At 63.6% G+C, this 16,577-nt stretch carries 14 protein-coding genes, 1 tRNA gene and 1 pseudogene; 9 read left to right on the top strand and 7 right to left on the bottom strand.

The genetic code is table 11. The features are described 5' to 3' along the window. Positions 1-180 precede the first annotated feature (180 nt). Positions 181-2,922 carry an aconitate hydratase AcnA gene (gene acnA, locus LVS58_RS18200; protein ID WP_233692193.1) on the bottom strand — a complete coding sequence of 914 codons (2,742 nt, stop codon included), beginning with the start codon at positions 2,920-2,922 and terminating at the stop codon, positions 181-183. A 224-nt stretch (positions 2,923-3,146) separates the two neighbouring features. Between acnA and rlmM the strand changes: the two genes are divergently transcribed. The 3 genes from rlmM to pdxB all read left to right on the top strand — a co-directional run bounded on the left by rlmM (position 3,147) and on the right by pdxB (position 6,163). Then, positions 3,147-4,211 carry a 23S rRNA (cytidine(2498)-2'-O)-methyltransferase RlmM gene (rlmM, locus tag LVS58_RS18205; RefSeq protein WP_233692194.1) on the top strand — a complete coding sequence of 355 codons (1,065 nt, stop codon included), beginning with the start codon at positions 3,147-3,149 and terminating at the stop codon, positions 4,209-4,211. Positions 4,212-4,717: 506 nt separating this feature from the next. Next, entirely contained in the window at positions 4,718-4,960 is a 243-nt protein-coding gene (tusA, locus tag LVS58_RS18210; protein WP_233692195.1) for a sulfurtransferase TusA, read from the top strand. Positions 4,961-5,020: 60 nt separating this feature from the next. After that, complete coding sequence (pdxB, locus tag LVS58_RS18215; RefSeq protein WP_233692196.1) at positions 5,021-6,163, top strand: 4-phosphoerythronate dehydrogenase PdxB; 1,143 nt, start codon at positions 5,021-5,023, stop codon at positions 6,161-6,163. 114 nt (positions 6,164-6,277) lie between these two features. Here pdxB and LVS58_RS18220 read toward each other — a convergent pair whose 3' ends face one another. Continuing rightward, a complete protein-coding gene (locus LVS58_RS18220; protein ID WP_233692197.1) occupies positions 6,278-6,451 on the bottom strand; it encodes a PA1571 family protein in 174 nt (57 codons plus the stop codon). 210 nt (positions 6,452-6,661) lie between these two features. Between LVS58_RS18220 and LVS58_RS18225 the strand changes: the two genes are divergently transcribed. The 3 genes and pseudogenes from LVS58_RS18225 (at position 6,662) to LVS58_RS25360 (ending at position 10,212) form a co-directional block, all read left to right on the top strand. Then, positions 6,662-8,425, top strand: coding sequence for an ABC transporter transmembrane domain-containing protein (locus tag LVS58_RS18225; RefSeq protein ID WP_233692198.1), 1,764 nt, complete (start codon positions 6,662-6,664; stop codon positions 8,423-8,425). Positions 8,426-9,168: 743 nt separating this feature from the next. Beyond that, positions 9,169-9,327: pseudogene (locus LVS58_RS25355) on the top strand (HAMP domain-containing protein); the annotation flags it as partial. 171 nt (positions 9,328-9,498) lie between these two features. After that, positions 9,499-10,212, top strand: coding sequence for a methyl-accepting chemotaxis protein (locus tag LVS58_RS25360; protein WP_442796476.1), 714 nt, complete (start codon positions 9,499-9,501; stop codon positions 10,210-10,212). Positions 10,213-10,267: 55 nt separating this feature from the next. Here LVS58_RS25360 and LVS58_RS18235 read toward each other — a convergent pair. Both LVS58_RS18235 and LVS58_RS18240 read right to left on the bottom strand, forming a co-directional pair. Then, a tRNA-Pro gene (locus LVS58_RS18235) sits at positions 10,268-10,344 on the bottom strand. Positions 10,345-10,423: 79 nt separating this feature from the next. Then, complete coding sequence (locus tag LVS58_RS18240; protein ID WP_003248738.1) at positions 10,424-10,645, bottom strand: YgdI/YgdR family lipoprotein; 222 nt, start codon at positions 10,643-10,645, stop codon at positions 10,424-10,426. A gap of 186 nt (positions 10,646-10,831) precedes the next feature. Between LVS58_RS18240 and moaB the strand changes: the two genes are divergently transcribed. Beyond that, positions 10,832-11,371 carry a molybdenum cofactor biosynthesis protein B gene (gene moaB / locus LVS58_RS18245; protein ID WP_233692200.1) on the top strand — a complete coding sequence of 180 codons (540 nt, stop codon included), beginning with the start codon at positions 10,832-10,834 and terminating at the stop codon, positions 11,369-11,371. Next, entirely contained in the window at positions 11,355-12,581 is a 1,227-nt protein-coding gene (locus tag LVS58_RS18250) for a molybdopterin molybdotransferase MoeA (RefSeq protein WP_233692201.1), read from the top strand. The genes moaB and LVS58_RS18250 overlap by 17 nt, the downstream gene beginning before the upstream one ends. Here LVS58_RS18250 and LVS58_RS18255 read toward each other — a convergent pair. After that, positions 12,570-13,817: a glycosyltransferase family 4 protein gene (locus LVS58_RS18255; protein WP_233692202.1), complete on the bottom strand. Its 1,248-nt coding sequence runs from the start codon at positions 13,815-13,817 to the stop codon at positions 12,570-12,572. The two genes, LVS58_RS18250 and LVS58_RS18255, sit on opposite strands and share 12 nt — an antisense overlap. Positions 13,818-14,072: 255 nt before the next feature. Here LVS58_RS18255 and yegS point away from each other — a divergent pair, with 255 nt between their 5' ends. Next, positions 14,073-14,960: a lipid kinase YegS gene (yegS, locus tag LVS58_RS18260; protein ID WP_233692203.1), complete on the top strand. Its 888-nt coding sequence runs from the start codon at positions 14,073-14,075 to the stop codon at positions 14,958-14,960. Here yegS and LVS58_RS18265 read toward each other — a convergent pair. Together LVS58_RS18265 and LVS58_RS18270 are read right to left on the bottom strand one after the other, a co-directional pair. Next, a complete protein-coding gene (locus LVS58_RS18265) occupies positions 14,944-15,603 on the bottom strand; it encodes a response regulator (protein WP_233692204.1) in 660 nt (219 codons plus the stop codon). The two genes, yegS and LVS58_RS18265, sit on opposite strands and share 17 nt — an antisense overlap. Further along, positions 15,593-16,489, bottom strand: a complete 897-nt coding sequence (locus tag LVS58_RS18270; RefSeq protein ID WP_233692205.1) for a sensor histidine kinase — start codon at positions 16,487-16,489, stop codon at positions 15,593-15,595. The genes LVS58_RS18265 and LVS58_RS18270 overlap by 11 nt, the downstream gene beginning before the upstream one ends. Positions 16,490-16,577 lie beyond the last annotated feature (88 nt).

A 16,577-nucleotide genomic window follows, 5' to 3' on the forward strand; every position in this document is an offset into this window, starting at 1 on the left:
CATTGATTGCATTCAATGACGGGTAGGTCAGATGATGACCGAATGGATGGCCAAGGGCCAGTGCTGTTGCGAGGGACTCAGAAGCGTATGGCTTTGGGCATCGGCGCCTAGGAGAGCGAGCGCCGCCAACGCAGCGCTCGGTTTCGAGAACGGAACAGATTTTCGGCCAGACGCTCCGTCTCAACCGGCGATCATCTGGCGCAACACATAATGCAGAATCCCCCCTGCCTTGAAGTACTCCACCTCGTTCAAGGTATCAATCCGGCAGAGCACTTCGATCTGTTCCTGCTGGCCATCCTCGCGGGTAATGCGCAAGGGCAGGCTCATGCCGGGGCGGATATGTGCGCCGTCCAGCCCAAGTACATCGATCTGCTCCTTGCCCGTCAGCCCCAGCTGTTTGCGGTTGTGCCCGGCCATGAATTGCAGTGGCAACACACCCATGCCCACCAGGTTGGAGCGGTGAATACGCTCGAAGCTTTCTGCCAGCACGGCCTTGACCCCCAGCAGGTTGGTGCCCTTGGCTGCCCAGTCGCGGCTCGAGCCGGTGCCGTACTCCTGACCGGCAATCACCAGCAGCGGGGTGCCTTCCTGCTGGTAACGCATGGCCGCGTCGTAGATCGACAGCTTCTCGCCAGTGGGCACATGCAAGGTGTTGCCGCCTTCTTCACCTGCCAGCATTTCGTTGCGGATACGGATGTTGGCGAAGGTGCCACGCATCATCACTTCGTGGTTGCCCCGTCGCGAACCGTAGGAGTTGAAGTCGCGTGGCTCAACACCCTGTTCCCGCAGGTAGCGCCCGGCCGGGCTGTCGGTCTTGATGTTGCCCGCAGGGGAAATGTGGTCGGTGGTCACTGAGTCGCCCAGCAGCGCCAGCACCCGTGCGCCGTTAATATTGGCGATTTGTGGCGGCGGCCCGCCGATGCCGTCGAAAAACGGTGGGTGCTGGATGTACGTGGAGTCAGCCTGCCACACGTAAGTGGCGGCCTGGGGCACCTCGATGGCCTGCCATTGCGCATCGCCGGCGAACACTTCGGCGTATTCCTTGTGGAACATCGCCGTATCGACCTTGGCCACGGCCTCGGCAATTTCCTGCTGGCTCGGCCAGATATCACGCAGGTAGACCGGTTGGCCGTCCTTGCCTAAGCCCAGCGGGTCGCGCGTCAGGTCCAGGCGCACGCTGCCGGCCAGCGCGTAGGCCACCACCAGCGGCGGCGAGGCCAGCCAGTTGGTCTTGACCAGTGGGTGCACGCGGCCCTCGAAGTTGCGGTTGCCCGATAGCACCGAAGCCACGGTGAGGTCGGCGCTGCCAATGGCTTTTTCGATCGCCTCGTCCAGCGGGCCGGAGTTGCCGATGCAGGTGGTGCAGCCATAACCGACCAGATCAAAACCCAGTTGGTCGAGGTAAGGCGTGAGCCCGGCTGCCTTGAAGTAGTCGGTGACTACCTTGGAGCCTGGCGCCAGCGAGCTCTTGACCCATGGTTTGCGTTGCAGGCCTTTTTCCAGTGCTTTTTTTGCCACCAGCCCGGCAGCCATCATCACGCTGGGGTTGGAGGTGTTGGTACAAGAGGTGATCGCGGCAATCACCACGGCCCCATCGCGCAGGGTGTGGGTCTGGCCCTGATGGCTGTAGTCGACTGCACCGGCCTGGTCGGCGTTGCCCACCGCCACACCGCCGCCACCTTCGCTTTCCAGGCGGCCAACTTCTTTGGCCAGCGGTTTGGGCTGCAGCTCGATGAACTGGTCGAAGGCTTGGCTGACCTCGCCCAGCGCTACGCGGTCCTGCGGCCGTTTCGGCCCGGCCAGGCTGGCTTCGACTTGGTCCATGTCCAGAGCCAGCGTGTCGCTGAATAACGGCTCCTGGCCGGGCAGGCGCCACATACCCTGCGCCTTGCAGTACTGCTCGACCAGCTGCACGGTCGCTTCGGGTCGGCCCGAAAGGCGAAGATAGTCCAGGGTGACCTGATCGACCGGGAAGAAGCCACAAGTGGCGCCATATTCCGGTGCCATGTTGGCGATGGTCGCGCGGTCGGCCAGGGGCAACTCGGCCAGGCCGTCGCCGTAAAACTCGACGAACTTGCCCACCACGCCTTTCTTGCGCAGCATCTGCGTCACGGTCAGCACCAGGTCAGTGGCAGTGATGCCCTCGCGCAGCTTGCCGGTCAGCTTGAAGCCGATCACTTCGGGGATCAGCATCGATACCGGCTGGCCGAGCATGGCTGCCTCCGCTTCGATGCCGCCGACACCCCAGCCGAGTACGCCCAGGCCGTTGATCATGGTGGTGTGCGAGTCTGTGCCCACCAAGGTATCGGGGAAGGCATAGGTGCGGCCATCAGCCTCACGGGTCCAAACCGTGCGGCCCAGGTATTCCAGGTTGACCTGGTGGCAAATGCCGGTGCCCGGGGGGACCACGCGGAAATTGTCGAAGGCGCTCTGGCCCCAACGCAGAAAGGCGTAGCGCTCGCCATTGCGCTGCATTTCGATGTCGACGTTCTCGGCGAAGGCTTGCGGCGTGCCGTAGCGGTCGACCATTACCGAGTGGTCGATCACCAGGTCGACCGGTGACAGCGGGTTGATCCGTTGCGGGTCGCCGCCGGCCTTGGCCATGGCGGCGCGCATGGCGGCCAGGTCGACCACGGCGGGTACGCCGGTGAAGTCCTGCATCAGCACCCGCGCCGGGCGATACTGGATCTCGCGGTCGGAGCGCCGTTCGCCAAGCCAATGGGCAATGGCGCGCAAGTCGTCGCCGGTGACGGTCGCGCCATCCTCCCAGCGCAGCAGATTTTCCAGCAGCACTTTCAGCGACATGGGCAAGCGCTGCAGGTCACCCAGCTGGCGTGCGGCCTCGGTGAGGCTGAAGTAGTGGTAGGTCTGGTCGCCAACCTTGAGGGGCTTGAGGGTGTTCAGGCTATCGAGCGAGGGCATTGCCAACTCCTTCTGCGCCGGTGCCCGGCAAATAATCACAGTTTGCCGGCAGCACCGCTCTGTATCGGTCCGCACGGCACGGACCTGGCTGAATGGTCAGGTTAGACCGGTTTACGCTACCTGACCCTTTTCTGGACCGGCGGGGCGTGTCGCAGGTTCCGAACTTCCTTTATCATCGCCGCCCTGCCGGCGCCTGTGGTGCGCCAGCCGTCGTGGAGTGAGAGATGAATACCCTGTTCATGCATTGCCGGCCCGGTTTCGAGGGCGAGGTTTGCGCCGAAATCAGCGAACATGCCGCCCGCCTGGGTGTTGCCGGCTATGCCAAAGGCAAGCCGCAAAGTGCCAGTGCCGAGTTTGTCTGTAGCGAGGAGGGCGGTGCCGAGCGCTTGATGGGGGAACTGCGTTTCAACCAGCTTATCTTCCCGCGGCAGTGGGCGCGTGGCGGTTACGTCGAACTGCCGGAAAGTGACCGCATCAGCATTTTGCTGGCGCAGTTGGCTGACTTCCCGGTGTTCGGTAGCCTTTGGCTGGAGGTGCTGGACAGCAACGATGGCAAGGAATTGTCCACCTTTTGCCGAAAGTTCGAAGTGCCGTTGCGCAAGGCCCTGGAGAAGGCCGGCCGCCTGGTCGACGACCCTGGCCGCCCACGCTTGCTGCTGACCTTCATCAGCGGCCGGCGAGTATTTGTCGGCGTTGCATCGGCCAGCAACAGCGCCTTGTGGCCCATGGGCATCCCGCGCCTGAAGTTCCCTCGCGAGGCGCCTAGCCGCTCGACACTCAAGCTGGAAGAGGCCTGGCACCAGTTCATCCCGCGTGAGCAGTGGGAGCAGCGCCTGGGTGATGACATGACCGGCGTCGACCTGGGAGCCTCGCCGGGTGGCTGGACCTACCAGCTGGTGCGCCGGGGCATGCTGGTGACAGCCATCGATAACGGGCCGATGGCCGAAAGCCTGATGGACACAGGCCTGGTCCAGCACTTGATGGCCGATGGCTTTACCTGGCAGCCGAAGCAGCCGGTAGACTGGATGGTGTGCGATATCGTCGAGAAGCCGGCGCGTACCACCTCGCTGATTGAAACCTGGCTGGGTGAGGGGTTGTGCCGCGAGGCGGTGGTCAACCTGAAGTTGCCGATGAAGCAGCGTTACGCTGAAGTACGGCGCCTGCTTGACCGTATGGAGGCCACATTCAAGGCACGCAAGATCAAGGTGTCGATTGCCTGCAAGCAGCTGTACCACGACCGAGAGGAAGTGACGTGTCACCTGCGGCGGCTCGACTTGAAGCCACGCTGAATCCAGCGCGTCGTTCTGCTTCTGCTTCTGCTTCTGCTTCTGCTTCTGCTTTTGCTTTTGCTTCTAAGCGCGCGGTAGTTCAGGCGACGCAGATTGCGACTTCAGGAGGCCGAGCGCAGGGCTTGCGAAGGGAGGTGACGGGCATGGATGCCCGTCAAGCGCTGGGCCCCAGGATGGGGCCTGCAGCGCGGTCCTCCCGGGAGCAAGCCCGGAGCGAGGGGACCCCGGAGCGTAGCGCAGGGGCCGGATGATGGGAGCCGACGGTTTTTGGTTCCTTTTTGCCACGACAAAAAGGGACCCGCCGTAAGGGCGGAAAGGTGACTATGCGCCACCTGCGTGAATGAATACCTACTCAGTGTGAATGCCCACATCCAAGAAGCAAGAAGCAAGAAGCAAGAAGCAAGAAGCAAGAAGCAAGAAGAAGGATCAAGCGCGCCGGGTTAGAACGCTGTGCTTGGACCGCGTCGCGCTATGCGCGACAATAGCGATCATTTTCGGAGCCCCCCATGACCGATTTCACCCCCGACGCCATCCTCGATGCCACCGGCCTGAACTGCCCGGAACCCGTGATGATGCTGCACCAGCACGTACGCAGCCTGGCCGCCGGCGGCCTGCTCAAGGTCATCGCCACCGACCCGTCGACCCGCCGCGACATCCCCAAGTTCTGCAACTTCCTCGGCCACGAGCTGCTGCGGCAGCAAGAGGACGCCGGCACTTTCCTGTACTGGATCCGCAAGAAAGCCGACTGAATCGCTCTGGAACACGCCCGGCGTTGCGCCTACACTGCGCTCCCCAGACAGGAGAGCGCCATGCTGATAGTTGCCGACGAGAACATCCCGCTGCTCGATGCCTTCTTCCAGGGCTTCGGTGAAATTCGCCGCTACCCCGGCCGAAGCCTCGATGCTGCCAGCGTCAAGGACGCCGATATCCTGCTGGTGCGCTCGGTGACCAAGGTCGACCGTCAGCTGCTCGAAGGCAGCCGCGTACGCTTCGTCGGCACTTGCACCATCGGTACTGATCACCTGGACCTGAACTACTTTGCAGAAGCTGGCATCCGCTGGAGCAGCGCACCTGGCTGCAATGCCCGCGGCGTGGTCGATTACGTACTGGGCAGCCTGCTGACCCTGGCCGAGCTGGATGGCGTGGCACTGCCTGAGCGCGTGTATGGCGTTGTGGGCGCGGGAGAAGTGGGTGGCCGCCTCGTGCGGGTGCTGCATGGCCTGGGCTGGAAGGTGCTGGTGTGCGACCCGTTGCGTCAGGCCGCAGAAGGCGGCGACTACGTCAGCCTCGATACCATCCTGCAGCAGTGCGATGTGATCAGCTTGCATACCCCGTTGCAACGCGGCGGCCAGCACCCGACCTGGCACCTGCTGGGGCAGGCGCAGCTGGCACAGTTGCGCCCTGGTGCCTGGCTGGTAAACGCCAGCCGTGGCCCGGTGGTGGACAACCTGGCCCTGCGCGAGCTGCTGCTGGACCGCGAAGACGTGCACGCGGTGCTGGATGTGTGGGAAGGGGAGCCGCAGGTCGACCTGCAGTTGGCTGACCTGTGCACCCTGGCTACGCCGCACATTGCCGGCTATAGCCTCGACGGCCGCCAGCGTGGCACGGCGCAGATCTACCAGGCGCTGTGCCGCTTCCTCGGTGTGAACGAGCAGGTGCGACTGGCCGAGCTGCTGCCCAGGCCACCGCTGGCGCAGATCGAGCTGGATGCCAGCACCGACCTGTCCTGGGCCTTGGCCACCCTGTGTCGCGCCGTGTATGACCCGCGCCGTGATGATGCCGATTTCCGCCGTAGCCTCAGCGATGATCCGCAGCAACAGCGAGCGGCGTTCGACCAGTTGCGCAAGCAATACCCGCCAAGGCGCGAGATCGAGGGGCTGGCAGTGCGCTTGCACGGGGAGGCGCCGCAGTTGGCGCAATTGGTCAGTGCCCTGGGTGGGGTGTTGGTCTAGGCAAGCCTTGTCTTGAGCTTGCAGGTAAGTGCGGTTGCCTGTGGGGGCGGCCAAGCCCACTGGCTGGGCAAATAAAAACCCGGCGCAAGCGCCGGGTTGCAAAGAATTCGCCGATCAACCTTTGCGTACGCGCTCGACACGGCTTTCTTCCAGGGCCTTGCAGGCCTGTTGGATCATCTGCTCGGTGATCGGCACTTCGCGCCCCTTGGCGTCGATGATCGAACCGCATACTTGCGGTTGCGGCGTTGTCTGGGGCTTCTGGTTATCACTGCCATGCTGCAAGCTCATGCACTGTCTCCTCTTCAGGTTCAAGCTCAGGGTAGCCCTGCGCCGTGACTGGCCTGTGACAGCTGCTGGTCACGGCAGCAACAGTCCAGCAGAAACTCTGTGAAAGCTCCATAAGCGGGTTAGATCGATGCGTTATAGCAACCTTCATGCAGTCTCCCGACCGGGATGAGTGGTAGGCTGCGGCTTCCCCACCCCCTTGTGGTCGTTGCCATGCCCGAATCGGTTTCCCCGCGCCAACGCCGCGCCTTGCGCCTGGCTTGGCAGTTCGTTCGCCCTTATCGCCGTCAGGTTCTACTGGCACTTCTGGCGCTGGTGGTCACCGCTGCTATCACCCTGTCGATGGGCCAAGGCATCCGCCTGCTGGTGGATCAAGGCTTCATGACCCGCTCCGCTCACCAGCTCAATCAGACCATCGGGCTGTTCCTGCTACTGGTGCTAGCGCTGGCGGTGGGTACCTTCAGCCGATTCTATCTGGTGTCGTGGATTGGCGAGCGTTGTGTAGCCGACATCCGTCGTGCCGTCTTCGATCATCTTATCGGCCTGCATCCGGGTTTTTTCGAGGACAACCGCAGCTCCGAGATCCAGTCGCGGCTGACTGCGGACACCACCTTGCTGCAATCAGTGATCGGCTCATCGCTGTCGATGTTCCTGCGCAACGCGCTGATGGTCATTGGTGGTGTGGCATTGCTGTTCATCACCAACCCCAAGCTCACCAGCATCGTGGTGGTCACGCTGCCGCTGGTGTTGGCACCGATCCTGTTGTTCGGCCGTCGGGTGCGCAGCCTGTCGCGGCAGAGCCAGGACAGGGTCGCCGATGTGGGCAGCTACGTGTCTGAGACGCTAGGGCAGATCAAGACCGTGCAGGCCTACAACCATCAGGCGCACGACCGCGAACTGTTCGCCGATACGGTCGAAGCAGCGTTTACTGTTGCCCGCAAGCGGATTACCCAGCGTGCCTGGCTGATTACCCTGGTGATCGTGCTGGTGCTGGGGGCGGTGGGGGTGATGCTGTGGGTTGGCGGCATGGATGTGATCGCCGGGCGTATATCTGCAGGCGAGCTGGCTGCATTCGTGTTCTACAGCCTGATCGTCGGCAGCGCCTTCGGTACCCTCAGTGAGGTGATCGGCGAACTGCAGCGGGCCGCGGGTGCCGCCGAGCGCATTGCCGAACTGTTGGCTGCGCGTAGTGCCATCCTGCCGCCCGCCGTGGCGCAGGTGCTGCCACAGCAGCGGGCCAGCGGGCGTATCGAGCTGCAGCAGGTAGTGTTCGCTTACCCTTCACGGCCCACGGTGGCAGCCGTCGACGGCCTGAGCCTGACCATCGAGCCCGGGCAGACCGTCGCCCTGGTAGGCCCTTCCGGGGCAGGCAAGTCGACCCTGTTCGATTTGTTGCTGCGCTTTTACGACCCCCAAAAAGGGCGCATCCTGCTTGATGGCCAGCCGGTTACCGAATTTGATCCCGACCAGCTACGCCGGCAATTCGCTTTGGTGGCACAGAACCCCTCGCTGTTCCGTGGCACGGTGGAGGCCAACATTCGTTATGGCCGGCCCGAAGCGACCTTGGCTGAAGTTGAAGCAGCAGCCCGCGGCGCCCATGCCGACGAATTCATCCGGCAACTGCCCCAAGGCTACCAGACCCAACTTGGGGAGGGCGGCATCGGCCTTTCCGGCGGGCAACGCCAGCGCCTGGCGATTGCCCGGGCCCTGCTGGTCGATGCGCCGATCCTGTTGCTGGACGAAGCCACCAGTGCCCTTGATGCACAAAGCGAATACTTGATCCAGCAAGCGCTGCCCAGCCTGATGGCCGGCCGTACCACGCTGGTGATCGCCCATCGCCTGGCCACGGTACAGCATGCCGAGCGCATCGCGGTCATCGACCAGGGCCGGCTGGTGGCGGTGGGCACCCACCGTCAGTTGATCGAGGACAGCCCGCTGTATGCGCGGCTGGCAGCGCTGCAGTTCACCACGGGTTAGCGTGTCGTGGCTTTGTAACATTTCTGTAGTAATTGCCTGAGAAGATTGGCCTCAACTGTTGCGTAAGTGCTCGACCTGGCTGCCATTGCGTGATGGCAGCTTTTTTTTGGCCTGCCAGTAATGGGGCTTTCAGCGGCCTCAGCCTACTCCCTCTGGTTCCGAGACCCTCGATGTTGCGTAAATCCCTCAGCGTGCAAATTCTCTCCCTGCTCGGCGGCAGTGTGCTGGCGATGTTGCTGATCGCCCTGGTGTGTTTCCAGTTCCTGTCGTCCAGCGTGCGAGGCTACGCCGAGCTGGTCGACGGGCCGCTGCGGGCCTCGCAATTGATTGACGAAGCCAACCTGCAGTTCAAGATCCAGGTGCAGGAATGGAAGAACGTGCTGTTGCGCGGGCGCCAGCCTGCGGAGATGGACAAGTACTGGCAGCAGTTCCAGGCCCGCGAACAGCAAGTACAACACCTGCTCGGGCAATTGATCGACAACAGCGATGCCAGGCTCAAGGCGTCGCTGCAGCAATTGCGCGACAGCCACCGCCAGTTGGGCCAGGCCTATGCGCAAGGCCGCCAGGCGTTCCTTGCGGCAGGCGGTGACCCGGTAGCGGGCGACCGGGCGGTCAAAGGTGTGGATCGTGCCGCCAGTGAGCAGATGAGTGAACTGGTCGAGCAACTGCGCGTCGATGCGCGCCAGCGTGCCGCCAGCCTCAATGCCAGTGCCGAGCGCACGGTGTGGTTGGGCCTGCTGGTGATGCTGGCTTCGGCGGTGCTGGTGGGGTTGCTCAGCCTGTGGCTGGTCAACCGTAGCCTGATCGGGCCGATCCGCCAGTTGATCGAGTACGTCGCGCAGCTCAGCCAAGGCTGCTTTGCGGCCCGGGTCGACAGCCGTCGGGAAGATGAGCTGGGGCGCCTGGCGCGGGCGGCCAACACCCTGCGGGACTTCCTTGCCGATACTGTCGGCCGGCTGCAGGACAACGCTCAGGAGCTGGAAGGTGCCAGCGGCCAGTTGCGCAGTATTGCCGGTGACATGGCCCGCGGTACTCATGACCAGTTCCAGCGTACCGACCAGGTGGCCACGGCCATGCACGAAATGTCCGCCACTGCCCAAGAGGTCGCTCGCCACGCCGCCGAGGCTGCCCGTGCGGCCGATGACGCCGACCACAGTGCCCAGGCCGGCGAGCAGGTGATGAAGCAGACCATCGACACTATCGGCGCGGTCAACCGCGAAATCGCCGGCACGGCGACGGTCATTCGCGATCTGGAGCATGACAGCACACGGATAGGCAAAGTGCTTGAAGTGATCCGCGGCATTGCTGAACAGACCAACCTGCTGGCGCTTAACGCGGCCATCGAAGCGGCCCGTGCTGGCGAAGCCGGGCGTGGTTTTGCGGTGGTCGCCGATGAAGTGCGTAGCCTGGCCCAGCGCACGGCCGCGTCGATTGCCGAAATTCACCAGATCATCGAAGCGGTACAGTCGGGGGCTGTGGAGGCGGTGAAGGCCATCGAAAGTGGCCAGCAACGTAGCCAGGAAGGGGCTGAGCAGGTCGAGCAGGCCGGGCAGATGCTGCAACGTATCACCCAGGCGGTGGAGGCGATCCGCGACATGAACCGGCAGATCGCCACAGCGGCCGAGGAGCAGACCAGCGTGGCCGAAGATATCTCGCGTAACCTGATCGAAATTACCCGAATTGCCACGGCCAACCAGGAAGCGGTGCAGCATACCGAGCAGGCGGGGCAGCGCCTGCATGGTTTGTCAGGGCAGTTGGGCGAAGTGACGTCCCGGCTGACCGCCTGACGCGTTTTCGCACACAACAAAAAGCCCGCGCAAGGCGGGCTTTTTGACAAGGATTTGGTCGGAGAGACAGGATTCGAACCTGCGGCCTTCTCGTCCCGAACGAGACGCGCTACCTGGCTGCGCTACACTCCGATGACCAAAATCCTACTGCATCCCGTTTTTGCCCGCAAGCCCTTGTTGTTTAAAGGGCCATGCCTGAACGGGGCCTAGATCAGAGCTCTTTGACGGTGCGGATCTGGTCCTTGTTCAGGCGCGTGCGCTTGCCGTCCAGTTGCTCGAATTCATAGAAGCCAGAGTCTTCGTCGTAGGACGGTTTGTCGGTTGCCTGGATCTCCCGGCCATCGTTCAGGGTAATGACGGTTGGAGTCGAGCAGCCAGCAAGGGCGCCCAAACCCAAGGCAAGCAGGAAGGCGGGTAGGGTCCGTTTGATCATCGTGTTTCTCCAAGTGCGATGGTGCTAGATGACATGTATGACGCGGGACGTTAGTGCAAGTTCACTCCAAGTTCAGCATAGCGACTAATTCGTCTCCTTGACCCAGGGCAAGGCTGAGGGGGCAACGCTGGAAAAGATGCGCTGTGATATAACTGCGTCCATCTCATCCAGTTGTGACGGACACCCATGAAAGCCAAGGCAGATACCCCCTTCGTGGCGCTAAACATCGCCGTGCTCACGGTCAGCGACACCCGTACCTTCGACACCGACACCTCTGGCCAGCTGTTCGTCGACCGCCTGAGCGCCGCCGGTCACCGCCTTGCCGAGCGCGTGCTGCTCAAGGATGACCTGTACAAGATTCGAGCCCAGGTCGCCACGTGGATCGCCGATGACAGCGTGCAAGTGGTGCTGATCACAGGCGGTACCGGGTTCACTGGCCGCGACAGCACCCCCGAGGCGGTGGCCTGCCTGCTGGACAAGCAGGTGGACGGCTTTGGTGAGCTGTTCCGGCAGATTTCCGTGGCCGACATTGGCACCTCCACCGTGCAGTCGCGTGCCTTGGCCGGGTTGGCCAACGGCACGCTGGTGTGCTGCCTGCCGGGCTCGACCAACGCTGTGCGCACCGCTTGGGATGGCATCCTTGCCGAGCAGCTTGATGCCCGTCATCGCCCGTGCAACTTCGTGGCGCACCTGAAGCAGGCAGCGGCCTGTGACAGCCGTGGCTGAGGCCATCCTGGCCCGGCCACTGATGCCGGTGGAACAGGCGCTGGAACAACTGCTGGCGCTGGCCGAGGCTGCCCCCATACGCGAGACCGAAAACCTGCCGCTGGCCGAAGCCGAAGGCCGCGTGCTGGCCACCGACCTGGTGGCCTCGCTCGACCTGCCGCCCTGGCCGAACAGCGCCATGGACGGTTATGCCTTGCGCCTGGCTGACTGGCAGGGCCAGCCGCTGCCGGTCAGCCAGCGTATTTTCGCCGGTCATGCGCCCCAGCCGCTGCAACCAGGTACCTGCGCGCGGATCTTCACCGGTGCGCCTGTGCCGGAGGGGGCCGACTGCGTCGAAATGCAGGAAAACACCGAAGTACTCGAAGATGGCCGGGTGCGCTTTCTCGAAGGGTTGCGCACCGAGCAGAACATCCGCCCTCAGGGGCAGGAAACCCGCAAGGGCGAGCAGGTGATGAGCGCCGGCACCCGCCTTGGGCCGATTGAGCTTGGCCTGGCGGCGACCTTGGGGCATGGTCGCCTGGACGTGGTGCGCAAGGTGAAAGTGGCGGTGCTGTCTACCGGCGACGAACTGGTCGAGCCAGGCCTGCCGCTCGGGCCCGGGCAGATCTACAACAGCAACCGCAGGCTGCTGGTCAGCTGGTTGCAGCGGCTGGGTTGCGAAGTGGTTGATGCCGGCATCCTGCCGGACGACCTGGCGCGTACTCGCACCTGCCTGGCTGAACTGGGTGGCGTAGACCTGATCCTGTCCACCGGCGGTGTCTCGGTGGGCGAAGCCGACTACCTCGGTGCCGCCCTGCGCGAGGCCGGCGAACTGGCGTTGTGGAAGCTGGCGATCAAACCGGGCAAGCCGCTGACCTTCGGCCACTTCCAGGGCGTACCGGTGATTGGCTTGCCGGGCAACCCGGCCTCGACCCTGGTCACCTTCGGTCTGCTGACCCGACCCTATCTGCTGCGTCGTCAGGGTGTGAATGACGTCATGCCGCTGCGTTTCGACATGCCGGCCGGGTTTGACTGGCCCAAGCCGGGTACGCGTCGCGAATACCTGCGCGCGCGCATCGAGCAAGGCCGGGTGCGCATCTACAAGAACCAGAGCTCGGGTGTGCTGCGTAGCGCAGCCTGGGCCGAGGGGCTGGTGGAAGTGCGTGAAGGCAGCACGCCGAAGCAGGGCGACAGCGTGCCATTCATCCCCTTCAGCGAGCTACTTGGCTGAACGGCCCAGCCAGGCACTGGCCAGCGGCGCCGCCTCGGCCGGTGCCGCCTGGGTCAGGCGTATGTGCACATTCTCCAGTTGTTGGGCCGCCACGCTCCAGTCGTGGCGCTGGCGGGCAAACTGGCGCCCGGCGGCGCTCAACTGGCTCATGCGCCAGGGCTGATTGAGCAGCTGGGTGATCAGCAATGCCAGTTGATCACCGTCGTCACTGCCCAGGTAGTGTTCGCCGTTATTCACGCTCAGGCCTGAAACGCCCTTGTCGGTAGTGATCACGGGTAAGCCGGCGGCCATCGCTTCGAGAATTTTCACTTTCGAGCCACCGGCATAGCGCAGGGGGGCAAAGAACAGCGCTGAACGTCGTTGCAGCTCACGCAGGTCGGGGCGGTAGCCGAACCATTCGATGCGTGGGTCGTTCCAGTGAAGCTTCCAGTTGGCCGGCATGGCATGCCCGGCAATCGCCAGGCGCACCGCCGGGTTGCTCATCCACACCTTCGGCATGATGTCGTCCAGTGCCCACTCGATGGCCTCCAGATTGGCGCCATATTCGAAATTGCCGACGAACAACAGACGCTGGCTGTGCAGCGCAGGTTGCACCTGCTGGTAGAAATCACAGTCCACGCCGTTGACCACCACATTCACCGGGCGCCCGCTGATCTGCGCGATCAGCTCGGCATCATGGGCACTGACTGCCACCAGTTCGGTGGGCTGGCGCAGCACACGGTGCTCCCAGCGCCGGTAGCGCCAGCGGTCGAAGGCGTTGAGGGGGCGCAGCCACAGCGGCAGGCGATCGTGGCAGGCACCGCCCATTACTGACTCCAGGGTGTGCTCGCTAAGCATGTAGGGCAGCCTGCGAGCCTGCAGGGCTTTTTCGAACGGCTGGAAGCTGTAGCTGTGCTCGATCTGGATCACGTCCCAGGGTTCGTCCAGCAGTTGCTCGAACCGGTGCCGCAGGCAAGGCGCCAGGCCATTGATGATTGCCCGCATGGGGTAGTCGATAATGGGGGAAGCCAGCAGATTGAGTGGGCTGTGCAGCGGTCTGCGGGGTAGCACGATCAGGCGTTCGAGCAGTGGCTCAAGGGCCTCACGTGCTGCATCGCTGAGAGGAATTTTCGACTGCACCAGCAGGGTAATCCGGTGACCGCGCTGGGCCAGTGCGCGCAGCAGATGGTATTGCCGGGTCTTGTGGCCGCTGGTGGTCGGCCAAGGCAGATAGGGCAGTGTCCAGAGAATGCGCATGACCCGAAGTCCTCGCGAAAGGCTGCAGATAGCAAAACGCGCCCGTGGCAGCAGTGGGGGAACCACTGCCGGGCGCGTCCATGGCAATAGGGGTATCTGCTGAGCATAGCCGGGATTGCCAAGTGTGGAAAAAATGACCGGCGACGCGATCAGTTGCAGGCCTGGTGCTGGCGCACTGTTTTTTCCAGGGCATGCAACGATCCGGGCGGGCCAGTGGTCGAGATAGGGGTTGGTCCATTTTACGGAGACGCGCACATGCAAGGGCGCAAGGCAATGCTGGTGCTGCACGGCAAGCAGGCGATGAACGAAGACGTGCGCAGCGCCGTGCGCGACCTGCGCGAAAGCGGCTGGGTGCTGGATGTACGGGTTACCTGGGAGGCGGGCGACGCCCAACGGTTGGTCGCCGAGGCACTGGCGGCGGGTTACAGCCATATCGTCGCCGGTGGCGGGGACGGCACGTTGCGTGATGTGGCCGAGGCCATGGGCTTGGCCGCTACCCAAGCCAGCCTGACGTTGTTGCCATTGGGGACGGCCAACGATTTTGCCAAAGCCGCTGGCATCCCCCTGGAACCGGCGTCGGCGCTGGCCTTGCTGAATGTCGCGCCACAACCGATAGACTTGGGGCAGGCAGGCGATCAGCTGTTCCTCAACATGGCCACGGGGGGCTTTGGCAGCCAGGTCACCGCCAATACCTCCGAAGACCTCAAGAAAGTGCTGGGCGCTGCCGCCTATCTGTTCACCGGGTTATCCCGCTTCAGTGAGCTACAGGCGGCTTCGGTGGAGCTGCAGGGGCCAGGCTTCCATTGGCAAGGGGATTTGCTGGCGCTGGGTATCGGCAATGGCCGCCAGGCTGGGGGTGGGCAGGTGCTGTGCCCAGAGGCCATGGTCAACGACGGCTTGCTTGACGTCGCCATTCTGCCTGCACCACAGGAAGTGGTAGGGGCTCTGCGGGACTTGTTGGGCGGTGACGGCCTGTTCGTTCGGGCCAGGCTGCCATGGGTCGAGATCAAGAGTTCGCAAGGGTTGGACATCAACCTCGATGGCGAGCCGTTGCAGGCTGCCAACCTGCGCTTTCAGGCAAGGCCTGCGGCGTTGCAGCTGCACCTGCCAGCCGGGTCGCCGTTGCTCAGTCGTCCAGGCTGATGATTTTTTCACGTACGGCGAACAACACCAGGCCGGCCACGTCGTGAATCTGCAGGCGCTTCATGATTTGCGAGCGGTGAGTTTCCACGGTCTTGATCGACAGGCCCAGGCCCGCAGCGATTTCCCGGGTGGACTTGCCGCGCACGATCAGGCGCAGGATTTCAAGCTGCCGTGAAGTCAGATTATGCCGTTCGCCAGCGCTTTGCTTGCCTTGCTTGGTGTGTCGCAGCGCCTGGTTGATGACGGTGTGGGCGATGGCCGGGCTGAGGTAGCGCTCACCGTGGCGTACCGCATCCAGCGCCTGTTCCAGCTCGGTGGCGCTGGTGTCCTTGAGCAGGTAGCCGTGGGCGCCGCTTTCCAGGGCCCGCATGATCAGGTCCGGGTCGGTGTGCATGGACAGTATCAGCACTTTGCAGGTACTGCCGCTGGCCCGCAGCTGGGTGAGGGCGTCCAGGCCGCTGGTCGAACGCATGGAGATGTCCAGCAGGATGATGTCGGGCGCCAGTGTGCGTACCTGGTCGAATAGCTGGTTGCCGTCGCCGGCTTCGCCGACCACGTCATAGCCGGGGATATCGCAGACCAGTGCGCGCACCCCGGCGCGGATCAGCGAGTGGTCGTCTACCAGCAGTAGTCTACAGGTCATGGTTGGTAATACTCCTGGCGCGTTGCTGAGTGCGCGGGGACCACGGGAACATCGCTTCGATCTGCGTGCCTCGGCCAGGCTGACTGGTGATGTCGAGGCTGCCCCGCAGCGCGATTACCCGCTCCTTCATGCCGGCCAGGCCGCGCTGACCGGCCTCGGCCGGGTGCCGGGCAGGGGCGAAACCACGACCATCGTCGTGGATCGACAACGCCAGCCCCTCTGGGGTGCGTTGCAGGCGGATGACCAGGTTGTGTGCCTGGGCGTGGCGCAGCATGTTGGTCACTGCCTCCTGGGTAATACGGAACACCGCCATGGCCACGGCTTCGTCGATGCCGCCCAGGCGCTGGTTGCACGCCAGGCTCCAGTGCACACCGCTACTGGCCAGGGTGCGTACCAGGTGTGCGCGCAGGCTGGCTTCCAGGCCAAGGCTGGCCAACTGCCGGGGGTTGAGCAGCGCGGAAACATCGCGCACGTTACCGAGGGTGTCATCCAGCGTGCTGCGCAGGGCGTCGCAGTGCCCCTGCAACTCATCGGGCATGCGCCGTTGCAGCCACTGCAATTGCAGCTTGGCGGCGGTGAGCAGTTGGCCGATGTCGTCGTGCAGTTCCCGGCTCAGATGCTGACGCTCGTCTTCTTGCACCTTGAGCATGCGCTCGGCCAGTTCAGCCGGGCGCAGGTGGATCGACCTCGCGCCCAGGCCCAGTTGCACAGCAGCACCCAGTGTGGCGGCCAACTGCAACACCAGCAGGCTGGCCGGGATTGTCTGGTTGGCCAGGTACAGCGCCATGTTGGCAACCATTGAGGCCACGCACAGCCCGACCGTTGCCCAGCGCAGCACGGCGGCGCGGGAGCAGCAATGCAAAGAAGTCTTCAAGCGTGGGAACATAGGTAGGGAGGCCACTGAAGTATTGCTGATGGAGGCCTTGCACAATGCTGGTCAGAGGCTTTGGCGCAGTACTTTCGATGTATTTTCG

It is taken from the genome of Pseudomonas sp. JR33AA, from assembly GCF_021378985.1.
Taxonomy (GTDB): domain Bacteria; phylum Pseudomonadota; class Gammaproteobacteria; order Pseudomonadales; family Pseudomonadaceae; genus Aquipseudomonas; species Aquipseudomonas alloputida.